Origin of the sequence: Alteromonas sp. KUL17 (genome assembly GCF_006538305.1) — a bacterium.
Classification (GTDB): Bacteria; Pseudomonadota; Gammaproteobacteria; order Enterobacterales; family Alteromonadaceae; genus Alteromonas; species Alteromonas macleodii.
In genome coordinates this window covers 36367-51041 of the sequence record NZ_BJKJ01000028.1, presented here as the reverse complement: position 1 = coordinate 51041, position 14675 = coordinate 36367, and the positions used below count along the sequence as shown (strand labels likewise).

Genomic DNA, 14675 nt, shown 5'->3' with positions numbered 1-14675 from the left:
AAAAGAGCGGTTTTTTCGTAGTTCGAACAAAGAAGCTAATTTACTTCTTTTTCTTTGCTTTCGGGTTTGGCAGGTCAGTAATACTTCCTTCGAAGATTTCAGACGCAAGACCAATTGATTCGTTAAGCGTTGGGTGAGCGTGGATAGTCAATGCTACGTCTTCAGCGTCAGCACCCATCTCAATAGCTAGGCCGATTTCGCCAAGCATTTCGCCCGCGTTGGTACCTACCATAGCACCACCGATTACGCGGCCCGTTTCTTTTTCGAAAATCATCTTAGTCATACCGTTAGTTGCATCAGATGCAATTGCACGGCCTGAAGCAGCCCATGGGAACGTCGCTGTTTCATAGCTTACGCCCTGCTCTTTCGCTTCTTTTTCAGTTAGACCAACCCAAGCAACTTCTGGCTCAGTGTACGCTACTGAAGGAATAGCACGTGGGTCGAAGTAATGCTTCTGTCCAGCAATAACTTCTGCAGCAACGTGACCTTCGTGAACCGCTTTGTGCGCAAGCATTGGCTGGCCTACAAGGTCACCGATTGCGAAGATGTGGTCAACGTTAGTACGCATTTGCTTATCAACGTTGATGAAGCCACGGTCGTCAACGTTTACGCCAGCTGCATCTGCGCCAACTAGCTTACCGTTTGGCTTACGACCAACAGCAACAAGTACTTTGTCGTAGCGCACTGGCTCAGCAGGTGCGTTCTTACCTTCAAATGTTACGTACAAGCCATCGTCTTTTGCTTCAACCGCAGTCACTTTGGTTTCAAGCATGATGTTAAACTTGTCTTTGTAGTCTTTCATGAACACTTTCATGATGTCTTTGTCAGCTGCTGGAATTAGCTGATCTAAGAATTCAACTACATCAATGTTCGAGCCAAGTGCTTCGTACACAGTACCCATTTCTAGACCGATGATACCACCGCCTAGTACTAGCATTTTCTCTGGAATGTCTTTCATTTCCAGTGCGCCAGTTGAGTCGATTACACGATCATCTTCTGGGATGAACGGTAGGCTTACTGGCTCAGAACCCGCAGCGATAATCGCTTTCTCGAAAGTAATAGTAGTAACGTCGTCACCATTTTTTACTTCTAGGGTGTTTGCGCCTGTAAATTTACCGAAGCCTTGTACATGCTTGGTTTTACGCATTTTAGACATACCGCTAAGGCCATTTGTCAATTGCTTAACAACGCCGTCTTTGTATTCACGGATTTTGTCTAAATCGATGGTAGGCTCGCCGAAAGATACACCGTGGCTAGCTAGGTGTTTCGCTTCTTTCATCACTTTTGCAACGTGAAGAAGGGCTTTTGAAGGGATACAGCCAACGTTAAGACAAACACCACCAAGCGTGTCGCGTGAGTCTACGATAACTGTTTCAATACCTAAGTCAGCCGCACGGAATGCTGCTGAATAACCGCCAGGGCCGCCGCCCAGTACCACCAATTGCGTTTTAATTTCGCTCATTGTGAACCTCAATCCTGTTCTTGTAGGGTCATGCTATTACTTTTGTGTAATAGCATAACCTAAATGCCACCAAATGGGCTTATAAAATCGTCGAAAATGTTACTGATATTGTAATATTTTTCGACCTTTTATTTAAAGTATGATTCTGCGCAAGTCAGTTAGGTTTGCAGCAACCTCAGTAGAGAATCTTGCACCTACCGCACCATCGATTACTCGGTGGTCGTATGACAGGCTTAGCGGCACCATTAAGCGCGGCTCAAACTCTTTACCATTCCACTTAGGCTTCATCTCAGACTTAGACACACCTAATATGGCGACTTCCGGTGCATTTACAATAGGCGTAAACGCCGTACCACCAATACCACCTAGGCTAGAGATGGTGAACGTACCACCCTGCATGTCAGCCGCTTTTAGCTTGCCTTCACGGGCTTTCTTAGATGTTTCGATAAGCTCTTGAGACAGCTGCTCAATACCTTTCTTATTCACGTCACGAATAACAGGTACAACAAGGCCTCCCGGTGTTTCAACCGCAATACCAATGTTGATAAATTTCTTAATGATTAAGCTCTCGCCATCGTCAGACAGTGATGAGTTGAATACTTCGTATTTCTCAAGGGCTTTCGCTACCGCTTTCATTACGAATACTAATGGTGTGATCTTAAGACCAGACTTAATTTTCGCGTGATAAGCGTTTTGCTCTTTACGGAATTCTTCAACTTCAGTGATATCTGCTTCGTCGAACTGCGTAACGTGAGGAATAGTTGCCCAGTTACGGTGTAAGAACGGACCAGAAATTTTCTGAATACGAGATAACGGCTGCTCTTCAATCTCGCCAAACTTGCTGTGATCAACAGGTTTAACTGGCACGATTTGCAGTACGTTGTCGCCTACTGGTGCGCTGCCAGAAGCGGCTGCTGTGCGAGGTTTCGCAAGCTCAGCTTTCACGTAAGCTTGAACGTCTTCTTTCAAGATACGGTTTTTAGGGCCAGAGCCGCTAACTTGAGTCAGGTCTACACCGAATTCGCGTGCAATACGGCGAACCGAAGGTGAAGCATGTGCTTTACCTGTATTCTTAGCTTCTGGCGCTGGCGGCACAGGAGAACGGCCTTGAGAGGCTTCTTGCTGTGACGCTTGTTTAGGTGCTTCTTGCTTAGGCGCTTCAGCAGGCTTTTCTGCTTTAGGTGCAGATGGTGCCTGTTCAGATGAGCCACCGCTAGTTTCTAGCTTAACAACTAATGTGCCTTGCTTAACTTTATCGCCTGTTTTGATAAAGACTTCTTTAATGGTACCTGCGTGCGTTGAAGGTACATCCATGGTGGCTTTATCAGTTTCTAGCGTAATTAGGCCGTCTTCTTTTTCAACGGTATCGCCAGCTGATACAAGTACATCGATAACGTCAACTTCACCGTCTTCACCAATGTCTGGTACAGCAACTTCGATAGTCTCGCTACCTGCAGACGCCGCTGGCGCTGATTCTTGCTTTGCACTTTCTGGCGCAGCCGGTGCAGATGCTTCAGAAGAAGCATCGCCAGACGCCGATTCACTTGAAGACGAGCCTGAGCCCGCTACTTCCAGCTTGATCACTACCGTACCTTCTTTCACTTTATCGCCAGTACTGATGAATACTTCTTTCACCGTACCTGCGTGTGTTGAAGGAACGTCCATGGTTGCTTTATCGGTTTCAAGGGTAATTAGCCCATCTTCTTTTTCAATGGTGTCGCCCACTGAAACCAATACGTCGATTACGTCTACTTCGTCATCAGAACCGATATCCGGTACTGCAACTTCAATCACTTCGCTGCTGCCAGACGCAGCTGGCGCTGCTTCTGACTTGCTTTCGCTTTTTGGTGCTTCTTCTTGCTTAGGTGCAGCTTCTTTAGAAGATTCATCTGAAGCGTTTTCTTCAGACGCGCCTTCATCGGCACTGTCACCATTGGCAACTTTCATTTCACCAATCACATCGCCTTCTTTGATTTTATCGCCTACTGATACAGACAGACTTACAATCTCACCTTCAAACGGTGCTGGGATGTCCATTGACGCCTTGTCACTTTCAACAGTAACAACGCCTTCATCAGCCTCAATGTTGTCGCCTACGGCAACACATAGCTCGATAACTTCAACTTCGTCACCGCCTACGTCGGGTACGATAATCTTTTGAATATCTGACATATGTTAAATACCTTATCTGGCTTACGCGTAAAGTGGGTTAAGTTTTTCAGCGTTAATTTCAAAACGCTTAATGGCTTCTGCTACCACTTTCTTCTCAACGTCACCGCGCTGAGCCAATTCGTAAAGTGATGCAACCACAATGTATGACGCATTAACTTCAAAGTGAGTACGCAAGTTTTCACGGCTATCGCTTCGACCGAAACCGTCTGTACCTAGGCATCGGTATTCAGTTTCGATGAACGCACGTACTTGGTCTGAGTAGTTCTTCACATAGTCAGTGGCAGAAATCGCAGGACCTGCGTCTTTCGTAATTACCTGACCAATGTAAGGTACTTTTTGCTCAGCTTCTGGGTTTAGCATGTTCCAGCGTGCTACGTCTTGACCTTCACGCGCTAGCTCGTTGAACGAGGTTACTGAGTAAACGTCAGAAGATACGTTGTAGTCGTTACAAAGAATCTGCGCCGCTTTACGCACTTCGTTCAAGATAGTGCCTGAGCCCATCAACTGAACATTCAGCTTAGACTTGTCATTTACAACACGCTCAAGCTTGTAGATACCTTTGATGATTTGCTCAGCAACATCATTACCTTCTGGCATTGCAGGGTGCTGATAGTTCTCGTTCATCAATGTTAGGTAATAGAAGATATTCTCGTTATTACCGTACATGCGACGTAGACCGTCTTGAACGATAACTGCTACTTCGTAACCATACGTTGGGTCGTAAGTAATACAGTTAGGAATTAGGTTCGCTTGAACATGTGAGTGGCCGTCTTGGTGCTGTAGACCTTCACCGTTAAGTGTGGTTCTACCCGCAGTTGCGCCTAATAGGAAACCACGCGCTTGGCTATCGCCTGCCGCCCATGCAAGGTCACCAACACGTTGGAAACCAAACATTGAGTAGTAAATGTAGAACGGAATAGTGGTAGCGTTACACGTTGAGTAAGACGTACCCGACGCAACCCACGATGCCATTGCACCTAGCTCGTTAATACCTTCCTGAAGTACCTGACCTTTTTTATCTTCGCGATAGTAAGCGACTTGGTCGGCATCTTGAGGTACGTATTTCTGGCCTTCATTGGCGTAAATACCTACCTGACGGAACAAGCCTTCCATACCAAATGTACGGGCTTCATCAGGAATAATTGGCACAATACGCTTACCAATTTTCTTATCTTTCAATAGCGCGTTAAGTACACGTACGAACGTCATGGTTGACGATACTTGACGGTCACCTGAACCTTTTAAGATGGCGTCGAATGCACTTAGCTCAGGAATTTCAAGCTGCTCTTCAGCCTGTTCACGGCGAGAAGGCAAGTAACCGCCTAGTGCTTCACGACGCTCGCGAAGGTACTTCATTTCTTCGCTGTCTTCGTCGAACTTGAAGTATGGCAGGTCAGCAATTTTTTCGTCTGCTACTGGAATATTGAAACGATCGCGGAACGCTTTGATTGAATCAACGTCCATCTTCTTAACGTTGTGCGCCACGTTTTGTGCTTCGCCTGATGCACCTAGACCGAAACCTTTAACCGTTTTAGCAAGGATTACCGTTGGACGACCTTTCGTATCAATGGCTTTTTGGTAAGCCGCGAATACTTTAACTGGATCGTGACCACCACGGTTCAAGCGCCAGATGTCGTCGTCAGACATATTCGCTACAAGTGCCGCTGTTTCAGGGTACTTGTTGAAGAAGTTTTCACGGGTGTACTTGCCGCCTTTGGCTTTACAGTTCTGGTATTCACCATCTACCGTTTCACCCATAAGCTGAATTAGCTTGCCAGATTTATCACGAGCTAATAGCTCATCCCAGTAGCTACCCCAAATAACTTTTACCACTTCCCAGCCTGCGCCGCGGAACGTACCTTCAAGTTCTTGGATAATTTTGCCGTTACCACGTACCGGGCCGTCTAGACGCTGAAGGTTACAGTTGATAACAAACGTTAGGTTGTCTAGGCCTTCACGAGAAGCAAGACCAATTGCACCCAAGCTCTCTGGCTCATCACACTCACCGTCACCCATGTAGCAGTAAACGCGCTGACCTGAACAGTCTTTGATACCACGGTTAGTTAGGTACTTAAGGAAGCGCGCTGTGTAGATAGCTTGAAGTGGACCAAGACCCATAGATACCGTTGGGAACTGCCAGTAGTCTTTCATCAAGTGAGGGTGTGGGTAAGACGACAGACCATCGCCAGCACACTCTTGACGGAAGTTGTTTAACTGTTCTTCAGTTAAATTGCCTTCCATATATGAGCGCGCATAAATACCTGGAGAAATATGGCCCTGAGCGAAAATAAAGTCGCCGCCTTGGTTCTCGTTAGGCGCTTTGAAGAAGTGGTTAAAGCCAACATCGTAAAGCATAGCCGATGATGCGAAGCTACCAATGTGGCCACCAAGCTCTAGGTCTTTTTTAGATGCACGCAATACAATCATCAACGCGTTCCAACGAATCGCCGCACGGATGCGCGCTTCGATGGTCAAGTCACCAGGCATTTTTGGCTCTTGCGCTGCTGGGATAGTATTGATGTAGGCAGTAGTTGCGTCATACGGTAGATGCGCTCCGCTGCGACGAGCTTTATCAATAAGTTTTTCGAGTAAATAGTGGGCGCGTTCTACGCCTTCCTCTTCTAAAACCGACTCAAGCGCATCAATCCACTCTTTAGTTTCTTGAGGATCTACATCTTGGTGCATCATATCAGACATGGTGCCATCCTATTTTTTGCTTATATAGAAAATCCTCCCTTAGCATTGCCTCTACTCTTAAAGGCGCTAAAAGAAGGAAAACTAAATTACGTTGTACTCACAGTGACCCAATCTGGCTCACCTGCTTTTGCAGTGGCACAGGAAAAACCTGACCGGCCTCTGCGAATGAATAGCTATCTAGCCCTTATCTTATAAAAGGTCAGACTAGTAACTAAATCTCTAATCGTCGCAATGCGCGCTGTACGCGGGTATCGCGTTGATTAATGGTTAATAGCGTTTTTTCAATAAACGCCAAATGCGTATTACATGCCTGACGCGCAGCTTCAGGGTCGCGAGAAGCAATGGCTTCTACAATTTCACGACGCTGCTTAGCAATGTCTTCCACCGCTTCAGGGTGCGCTGCCAACATGTCAAAGTTTCGTTCAATATTGTCCACCAGCATGCTTTGCATGGTGCTCATTACGTGCAACAACACCATATTGTGTGATGCTCTTGCCATAATGATATAAAACTGTCCTAGCGCCTCAGCTTGGGCACGCTTGCTTTCGTGCGCTTTAGGCGTAGGTACGTCGTTCAATGCTTGCTTCAATGCGTTGTAATCTTCAGGTTGACCACGAAGTGCCGCGTAGTACGCCGCCATCCCTTCAAGCGCATGACGAAATTCAAGCAAATCAAATTGAGTTTCAGGACGCTGGCTAACTAAGTCCATTAGGGGGTCTGTCATGGCAGAATTAAGGTTGCGGTTAACAAACGTACCGCCGCCTTGCTTACGTTCTACCAACCCACGTGCCTGTAAATTACCAATGGCTTCCCTAAGCGAAGGTCGCGATACATCAAATTCAAGCGCAAGCTCTCTCTCTGGCGGTAATTTCTGACCCGCCAATAACGTACCGTCGAGTATCATTGACTCGAGTTGCTCGGTAATCACATCAGAGAGTTTTTTTCGCTGCTGCCGCATGCGCGCTACGTATCCTTCTATTTAAACCGTGCTCTATAACAATAGCGACGTTATAAGAGCGGTGAATGTAAAAAATAATCGTGGAATATTTAATCACAAACACAATTGGTAATACCATTTTACCTATCTAGTTTAAGGCAGATCGATTTCGAGGTAAATACTCACAAGCATAGCAAAGCATTTACCTTTTGCTGGGTGTTAAGCTTTATTGTTGAATTTGTTAAGAAAAATCAGTAACCGCAAACTGGTCTGATGAGGAAGGGAGAATGCAGTAATAGGGGCGAAGCGCCTGATCTACATACAATTAATAAATAGACCAAACGCCCTTCTAAGCCGAGTAGACTAGTAAATGTTAAAAATAATGACTATGCAAGACTGCCTACAAGCGTGAGCGCTGATGTTATTACAAGAAGAAAAATAACATTACGTTTTGCTAACTTTACAAGCACCTTCGGTTCTATTGCTGCATTTTCAGCCTGCAACTGCTGTTCATCAGGCGTTAAAATCTCAGCTTTCGAAGAAATTTGTGTAAGCACATCGTATGCAGGTACATCGAACTGAAGTGCATACTTAATCCACTCAGGCAACGCTCGTGAGAAATGTCCCATCATCAACATGCCAAAAGCGGTAACGCGAACAGGAATATAATCGAGCGCAAACATTAATCTTCCCGCAGCGGCTTTTAAAGGGTGATTTGCATCACACAATGCCTCGGTTGTGCTTCGACTCAAGCTATAAAACAGCGCGCCAGGTGCACCAAAAGCAATAAACCACAGCATCACAGCGGCATAGTGTTGATAGTTAAGCCAGGTAAGGTGTTGGCCAAAAGTTTTGCCTTCTGTACCCGCACTTCCGTCACTGTCTGATTGACTTGCACAATGCCCTAATTGGTCGGTGTACATACTGCACGCCTGAAGGTCTCCTCGGTCAGCAGCATTCAAAAAACTCTTGTAGACGGCTCGCAATGCAGGGCAGCCAATACAGATGAACAAAATTATGCTTTGCTCTATAAACGTAAGAAATGCGCCAAGTACCCAGTATTCAATTGCTCCCAGCACTACAGCGGGAAGTAAAAGAAAGAAATAAAGTGCTGTAGATGAGACCTTTTTAGTCCCCTCCTCATCTTCATTTCCTTCTTGAAACTTAATCAACCCTTTATCTTGAAGAAAAGCACGATATTGAGCGGCATACTTTTCAATATGCCAATTAGGTGTTTTTGTTATCAACCGCTCGAGGCTGAGTACTAATAGCAAGCTCATTAACATCATAGGTATTGAGTTTCCTTTTTTCTGCAGTGCGGATTAATTAAATTATTTAAACCCAGCAACGCGCATTCTATATCTTGCCCAATCGAAAGCTGCACCAGGGTCAGTTTTTCGCCCTGGTGCTATATCATTATGGCCTACGATACGCCCTAAAGTGATCCGAGGATAGTATCTCGTAATAAAATCAGTGAGTTCGCCAAGGGCTTGGTACTGTGCATCGGTGTAAGGCAACGTATCAGTACCTTCAAGTTCAATACCTATAGCATAGTCGTTACAGCGGCTGCGGCCTTGAAATGAAGACAGGCCCGCGTGCCATGCCCGCTGTTCAAAGGGCACAAATTGCTCTATTTCACCCGTTCGATAAATTACACAATGAGCAGAGACCCGTAACCCAGTAATTTCTCTATAGAACGGATGTTCATCAGGATTGAGGGTTCCGGTAAACAATTGGCGAATGCCCGGCGTACCAAACTGTGAAGGAGGTAGTGAAATATTGTGTATCACTAACAGGCTAACGTCTGCGCAGTCAGGACGGGCATCATAATGCGGACTTGCTGTGTACTTTGCTTCGTTGTAAAGCACCATAGTATTTGCTTCGATAATTGATTTTCTGCGTTATAGCCTACATTGTATATGGATATAAGTGTATAGGGCTATACATTGCATTCTAATAAGCTAATCAGCACGTTAGTCCTTTGCTTAAGAGATTACGCCGAGTATTTAGCAATACGAAAAGCGGTGCACCACTATTATAAGAAAGGTAGAAGCATGAATGAACAACAAGACCCGACAGCGTCGACGGGTAAATGGATGGTTGCGCTTGCTTGGATTTGCGGTTTTGGTCTACTGGTTTTTGTTTTCTCAGATCTTTTAGAAAAACAAATTAACCCAAATAGCGAACCAACATCAGAGCGTATTGGTTCACAAACCGAAGTCCGACTTAAGCAGAATCGCCAAGGTCACTATGTGACAACAGGTTATATTAATGGTGAGGAAGTCGTATTTCTTGTTGATACAGGTGCAACTGACGTGGCCGTTCCCGCTCATTTGGCTAACAAGCTTCAACTCAAAGCGGGTCGAGAAGGGTTAGCCAGCACAGCTAACGGCGTGGTAAGAGTCGCCGAATCGACCATTGAAACTTTGCGCATTGGTGAAATTGTGGTGCGCGATGTAAAAGCAAACTTAAACCCCGGTATGCAAGATGACCATATATTGCTGGGAATGAGTGTTCTTCGCCAATTAGAGTTTACTCAGCGCGGAGAATGGTTAATATTGCGTACCCTTTAAATACACAGATAGCATAGATCATAGCGATGAAGATGACATCACCAGACATGCAAGCGATTCGAGAGCAAGTATCGAACGCGCTTATTGAAGATCTTGGCGGCGAATTAATTGCTGCAAACGACATTACGGCGAACCTGATAGATGAAAGCGTCAATGCAAAAGCCACTATTATTACGCGAGAGCCTTGCGTGGTTTGTGGAATCGCATGGGCAAATCAAGCATTTGCACTCATTGACGAGTCGGTGTCGCTAACGTGGCATGTAAAAGATGGTGACAAAGTTGATGCCAACACCGTACTGGTTAGTTTGGAAGGCTCTGCTCGCGCGATATTGACGGCAGAACGTACGGCGCTTAACTTCCTACAAACCCTGTCGGCAACCGCCACTGTTACTGCCTTTTACGCTAAGTATTTAGATGGCTCCAACACTAAAATTCTCGATACCCGCAAAACGTTGCCAGGTTTGCGGCACGCACAGAAATACGCGGTGCGTTGTGGTGGTGGTCAAAACCATCGTGTGGGTTTGTTCGATGCATTCTTAATTAAGGAAAACCACATATTTTCTTGCGGAAACATCGAAAAAGCCGTAAGCCGAGCGAAAACAATGATGCCGGGCAAGCCCGTTGAAGTAGAAGTAGAGAACTTAACCGAGCTTGAACAAGCCCTTAGTGCAGGTGCCGACATTGTCATGCTGGATAATTTTTCTAACGAACAGATCCAACAGGCAGTAGCGCTCAACAAAGGTCAATGTAAACTGGAAGTATCAGGAAACATTACTGATGAACGACTGGCGTCTCTCGCTAAGCTAGGCGTAGATTACATTTCATCTGGAGCTTTAACCAAGCACGTTCAGGCCATTGATTTGTCGCTGCGCATTAATTTGTCATAGCAGAGCAAGAAAGATAAAGAGTCAAATTAAAAGCTGTAAAGGTGGATTTAACATTAGGTAAGCGAATGTGTTGCTTATCCCCTTGTACTTCCACCTTTATAACGCGGCTTCTTTGTTGCACGTGTTTTATTATAAAGATACAGTGTTTCAGTGAAATCTACGTTATCGCAATTATCACTTCCCTATACTGTGGCTTTAAATGCTGAGACCTTAATGGTTGAGGTTGCACAGTGATTTTAAATCACCGAGTAGATGTATAATTTACAATACGATTACTCGTCATTCTGTTCAGTCATTTCTCGATAATGCTTTTTGTGTATAGATAGACATACGCACTTAAGTCATTAACTTTTATACGAAAGTTCAAGTGATAAAGCCTGCCAAGGCGCGGCGAACCGTGTCATACTGAAAAAGCTAGACATAGGTATATTTGCCTATACTTGTCAGTAACAAATAAAATTCTATACTGAGTATCAAGTACCAGGGGCGTTAAATGGACGACTCGGGTATAAACGTCAATTTGAATTAGATTTAAACTTTGCGTGTTATACACGTCCCGGAGAAAAACCATGATGAACATGAATACTAAAAACCAAAAAGGTTTCACCCTAATCGAACTAATGATTGTTGTTGCAATCATCGGTATCCTTGCAGCAATCGCACTTCCTGCTTACCAAAACTACACAGAGAAAGCTCGCTTTACAGAGGTTGTAAACGCTACAGCGGCAGCTAAATCTGCAGTTGAAGTTTGTGCGCAAACTGAGTCAGGCGCTGATGCGGCTGCTATACTAGACGCTTGTGACAGCAACGCGAAGGGCATAGCTGCAGTAGTAACCGCAGCAGATGGTGTGGTCGGTTTAGCTGTTGCTGACGGTGTGATCACTGCAACAAAGCCTACTGACTCATCTATTACTGGTGCCGGAACTTATGTAATGACTCCAACAGTAGACGTGGCGACTCGTCGTGTTACTTGGAATACTGTATGTACTCCTGCAACACTATGTTAATAAACCATGTTGTTACAAAAAAGGTCCAGTGAACGGGCCTTTTTTGTTATAAAAACGATAGAGGACTTATTTTGGCAAAAGCACTTATAACTTTTGTGTGGCAAGGGAAAGACCGCCGAGGTCAGTCAAGGAAAGGTGAAATATCCGCAGCCTCTTTATCAGAAGCAAAAAACCTACTTCGACGCCAAGGAATCTCAGCAAACAAAGTTAAAAAGCTATCTAAGCCTCTTTTTGGCGGAAGCCAGAAAATTACTGCTGCAGACATCTCTGTCATTTCTCGTCAAATCGCCACCATGCTCGCCGCCGGTGTTACCCTTATTCAATCGTTAGAAATGATTTCCCAAGGTCACGCCAATTCTTCAATGCGCAAACTTCTTGGCGAAATAACCGATGAGGTAAAAGCGGGTAATCCACTTTCATCAGCGCTTAGAAAGCACCCCCTTTATTTTGACGATTTATATTGCGACTTGGTTTATACCGGTGAGCAGTCGGGCGCACTTGAAACCATTTATGACCGCATTGCGACCTATAAAGAAAAGGCCGAAGCACTAAAATCAAAAATCAAAAAGGCGATGTTTTACCCTATCGCAGTTTTGGTTGTTGCTTTTATTGTTACGACCATCCTTCTTATATTTGTTGTGCCGCAGTTTGAAGAGATTTTCAGCAGCTTTGGCGCAGAACTCCCTGCCTTCACCCAGTTCGTATTGGCTATTTCACGGTTCGTCCAAGACTACGGTATTTTTATCGCCATAGGTATTGGTGGTGCTGGATTTATGTTTATGCGCACCTATAAGCGAAGCCAGAAGCTACGTGACACGGTAGACCGCAACATTTTAAAAATTCCCGTTATCGGCGAGATACTAAAAAAAGCCAGCATTGCGCGATTTACCCGAACCTTAGCCACAACTTTTGCAGCAGGTGTGCCGCTTATTGGCGCACTTGAATCCGCCGCAGGGGCATCGGGCAACGCGGTATACCGCGAAGCCATTTTATACATGCGTAAAGAAGTGGCGGGCGGTATGCCAATGCATGTTGCAATGCGCGCTACACAAGTATTCCCTGACATGGTGACGCAGATGATTGCCATTGGTGAGGAGTCGGGCGCGGTTGATGAAATGCTCAGCAAAATTGCCACCATATATGAAGCTGAAGTCGATGATATGGTAGACGGTTTAACTAGCCTACTTGAACCTATGATCATGGCCGTACTTGGCGTGGTAATCGGCGGCTTGATTGTGGCTATGTACCTCCCTATATTCCAGATGGGTAACGTGGTATAACGTGGCTCAGCACCAAAAGAACGAAAATCAACAATTATAAGAACCACATACCATGGACGCGATAATTACGCTTAGTCAGCTTTACCCTGCTGTATTCTATTCCCTAGTCTTTTTTGTAAGTTTAATGGTTGGCAGTTTCTTGAACGTGGTGATTTACCGCTTGCCTATTATGATGGAACGCAGCTGGCAGCAAGAGTACCAAAGCTATTTTAGCGAGGGTGCGCCGACACCTCACGATAAAAACTCAACAGCGTCAGAGGAAGTATTTAATCTTGTAAAACCAGACAGCACATGCCCTAGCTGCGGCCACAAAATTCGCGCATGGGAAAATGTTCCTGTTATTAGCTACCTGTTCCTTAAAGGTAAATGCGCTAAATGCAAAGTTGGAATATCAGTTCGTTACCCGCTGGTTGAATTGTTTACTGCTTTAGCCTGTACGTTTGCGGCCTATCAATTTGGTGTCACATCGCAAGCACTATGGGCCGTATTGTTTACTTACATACTCGTTGCTCTGCTGTTTATTGACTTAGATAAGATGCTATTACCTGACCAGTTGACACTGCCTCTACTGTGGTTAGGGTTATTGTTGAGCACGCAATACATTTTTGTAGGCACCACCGACGCTATTATTGGCGCAGCGGCAGGTTACTTAAGTTTATGGTCTGTTTATTGGCTATTTAAACTTGCCACTGGCAAAGAAGGCATGGGCTATGGCGATTTCAAGCTGCTCGCCGCACTTGGCGCTTATACGGGCTGGCAAGGTTTGCCCATTATTATTTTGCTCTCTTCGTTTGTTGGCGCAATTGCAGGCATACTCATAATGGTGATTCAAAACAAAGGTAAGTCGCTGGCAATTCCTTTTGGTCCCTATCTCGCAGTGGCGGGTTGGCTGACACTGCTTTTTAAAGATGCCATTATTACCACCTATCTTGATTACGTACTTTAGTTAGAAGGTGCCGGCATTATGAATAAGCAGACTCCCTTTGTAGTAGGTCTTACTGGCGGGATAGGTAGCGGTAAATCTGCTGCCACTGATATTTTTGCGTCGTTAGGCATAGACATCGTGGATGCCGACGAGGTCGCAAGAGATGTGGTTGCTGTGGGCTCACAAGGGTTACTTCAAATAGCTGAGCATTTTGGCGAGCATATTTTGCTTGAAGACGGTAGCCTTGATCGCGCCGCACTTCGAGAGAAGGTTTTTGCTAACCCAGATGAAAAAGCCTGGCTGAACGGCCTTCTCCACCCGCTTATTCGTTCTCGCATGCAACAGCTAATCATGGAATCGACTTCCCCCTATTGCATCTTGTCTGTTCCACTATTGGTTGAAAACAAGCTTACTGAAATGTGTAACCACGTAGTAGTGGTTGACTGCCCTGAAGTGCTTCAGCTTGAACGCGCCTTAAAGCGAGATGGTAGCTCTGAAGCAACGATAAAAAGTATTATGGCGTCACAAGCTAGCCGTAAAGAACGGCTGAGCGCTGCAGACCATGTATTAGACAATAGCACCAGCCTAAACGCCCTCTCTTCGCAAGTTTCGGCCTTGCATGAACACTTACTTTTGCTATCTAAAGCGTGAAGTTGATAGACGAAGTTAACGCAAAAACACATCCCTAATAACTAAATTCACCACCTAAAAGCAGGGCGTTACAGCCTTACGGAT

General features: G+C 45.3%; 12 protein-coding genes. 6 read left to right on the top strand and 6 right to left on the bottom strand.

The annotated features are described in order from the left end of the window. Nucleotides 1-40: 40 nt before the first annotated feature. From lpdA to ampD, 6 genes are all read right to left on the bottom strand, one after another. Nucleotides 41-1462 carry a dihydrolipoyl dehydrogenase gene (gene lpdA, locus KUL49_RS18075; protein ID WP_131138176.1) on the bottom strand — a complete coding sequence of 474 codons (1422 nt, stop codon included), beginning with the start codon at nt 1460-1462 and terminating at the stop codon, nt 41-43. A 132-nt stretch (nt 1463-1594) separates the two neighbouring features. Beyond that, the gene (aceF, locus tag KUL49_RS18070; protein WP_131138175.1) at nt 1595-3634 is read right to left on the bottom strand and encodes a pyruvate dehydrogenase complex dihydrolipoyllysine-residue acetyltransferase; all 2040 of its coding nucleotides are present in this window, start codon (nt 3632-3634) and stop codon (nt 1595-1597) included. A gap of 21 nt (nt 3635-3655) precedes the next feature. Continuing rightward, the gene (gene aceE, locus KUL49_RS18065) at nt 3656-6331 is read right to left on the bottom strand and encodes a pyruvate dehydrogenase (acetyl-transferring), homodimeric type (RefSeq protein WP_131138174.1); all 2676 of its coding nucleotides are present in this window, start codon (nt 6329-6331) and stop codon (nt 3656-3658) included. A gap of 211 nt (nt 6332-6542) precedes the next feature. Next, on the bottom strand, nt 6543-7289 hold the full coding sequence (pdhR, locus tag KUL49_RS18060) for a pyruvate dehydrogenase complex transcriptional repressor PdhR (RefSeq protein ID WP_014950397.1): 747 nt from the start codon (nt 7287-7289) through the stop codon (nt 6543-6545). A gap of 365 nt (nt 7290-7654) precedes the next feature. Then, nucleotides 7655-8557: a beta-lactamase regulator AmpE gene (gene ampE / locus KUL49_RS18055; RefSeq protein ID WP_110288249.1), complete on the bottom strand. Its 903-nt coding sequence runs from the start codon at nt 8555-8557 to the stop codon at nt 7655-7657. 42 nt (nt 8558-8599) lie between these two features. Further along, a complete protein-coding gene (ampD, locus tag KUL49_RS18050) occupies nt 8600-9139 on the bottom strand; it encodes a 1,6-anhydro-N-acetylmuramyl-L-alanine amidase AmpD (protein WP_131138173.1) in 540 nt (179 codons plus the stop codon). A gap of 183 nt (nt 9140-9322) precedes the next feature. On the opposite strand from ampD, the gene KUL49_RS18045 reads away from it, so the two are divergent. The 6 genes from KUL49_RS18045 (at nt 9323) to coaE (ending at nt 14591) form a co-directional block, all read left to right on the top strand. Next, on the top strand, nt 9323-9841 hold the full coding sequence (locus KUL49_RS18045; protein WP_014950400.1) for a TIGR02281 family clan AA aspartic protease: 519 nt from the start codon (nt 9323-9325) through the stop codon (nt 9839-9841). Nucleotides 9842-9873: 32 nt separating this feature from the next. Beyond that, complete coding sequence (nadC, locus tag KUL49_RS18040) at nt 9874-10728, top strand: carboxylating nicotinate-nucleotide diphosphorylase (protein ID WP_131138172.1); 855 nt, start codon at nt 9874-9876, stop codon at nt 10726-10728. 569 nt (nt 10729-11297) lie between these two features. Further along, nucleotides 11298-11735 carry a prepilin-type N-terminal cleavage/methylation domain-containing protein gene (locus KUL49_RS18035; protein WP_039227996.1) on the top strand — a complete coding sequence of 146 codons (438 nt, stop codon included), beginning with the start codon at nt 11298-11300 and terminating at the stop codon, nt 11733-11735. Between the two features lie 71 nt (nt 11736-11806). Further along, nucleotides 11807-13015, top strand: coding sequence for a type II secretion system F family protein (locus KUL49_RS18030; protein WP_131138171.1), 1209 nt, complete (start codon nt 11807-11809; stop codon nt 13013-13015). 52 nt (nt 13016-13067) lie between these two features. Next, complete coding sequence (locus KUL49_RS18025; RefSeq protein ID WP_131138170.1) at nt 13068-13961, top strand: A24 family peptidase; 894 nt, start codon at nt 13068-13070, stop codon at nt 13959-13961. A gap of 18 nt (nt 13962-13979) precedes the next feature. Beyond that, on the top strand, nt 13980-14591 hold the full coding sequence (coaE, locus tag KUL49_RS18020; RefSeq protein WP_131138169.1) for a dephospho-CoA kinase: 612 nt from the start codon (nt 13980-13982) through the stop codon (nt 14589-14591). Nucleotides 14592-14675: the final 84 nt, after the last annotated feature.

Excerpts from the sequence above, each read along its gene's own strand:
- KUL49_RS18045 (WP_014950400.1), top strand. The coding sequence starts at position 9,323 with ATGAATGAACAACAAGACCCGACAGCGTCGACGGGTAAATGGATGGTT.
- aceE (WP_131138174.1), bottom strand. The coding sequence starts at position 6,331 with ATGTCTGATATGATGCACCAAGATGTAGATCCTCAAGAAACTAAAGAG.
- nadC (WP_131138172.1), top strand. The coding sequence starts at position 9,874 with ATGACATCACCAGACATGCAAGCGATTCGAGAGCAAGTATCGAACGCG.
- lpdA (WP_131138176.1), bottom strand. The coding sequence starts at position 1,462 with ATGAGCGAAATTAAAACGCAATTGGTGGTACTGGGCGGCGGCCCTGGC.
- KUL49_RS18025 (WP_131138170.1), top strand. The coding sequence starts at position 13,068 with ATGGACGCGATAATTACGCTTAGTCAGCTTTACCCTGCTGTATTCTAT.
- KUL49_RS18035 (WP_039227996.1), top strand. The coding sequence starts at position 11,298 with ATGATGAACATGAATACTAAAAACCAAAAAGGTTTCACCCTAATCGAA.
- pdhR (WP_014950397.1), bottom strand. The coding sequence starts at position 7,289 with ATGCGGCAGCAGCGAAAAAAACTCTCTGATGTGATTACCGAGCAACTC.
- coaE (WP_131138169.1), top strand. The coding sequence starts at position 13,980 with ATGAATAAGCAGACTCCCTTTGTAGTAGGTCTTACTGGCGGGATAGGT.
- aceF (WP_131138175.1), bottom strand. The coding sequence starts at position 3,634 with ATGTCAGATATTCAAAAGATTATCGTACCCGACGTAGGCGGTGACGAA.
- ampD (WP_131138173.1), bottom strand. The coding sequence starts at position 9,139 with ATGGTGCTTTACAACGAAGCAAAGTACACAGCAAGTCCGCATTATGAT.
- ampE (WP_110288249.1), bottom strand. The coding sequence starts at position 8,557 with ATGATGTTAATGAGCTTGCTATTAGTACTCAGCCTCGAGCGGTTGATA.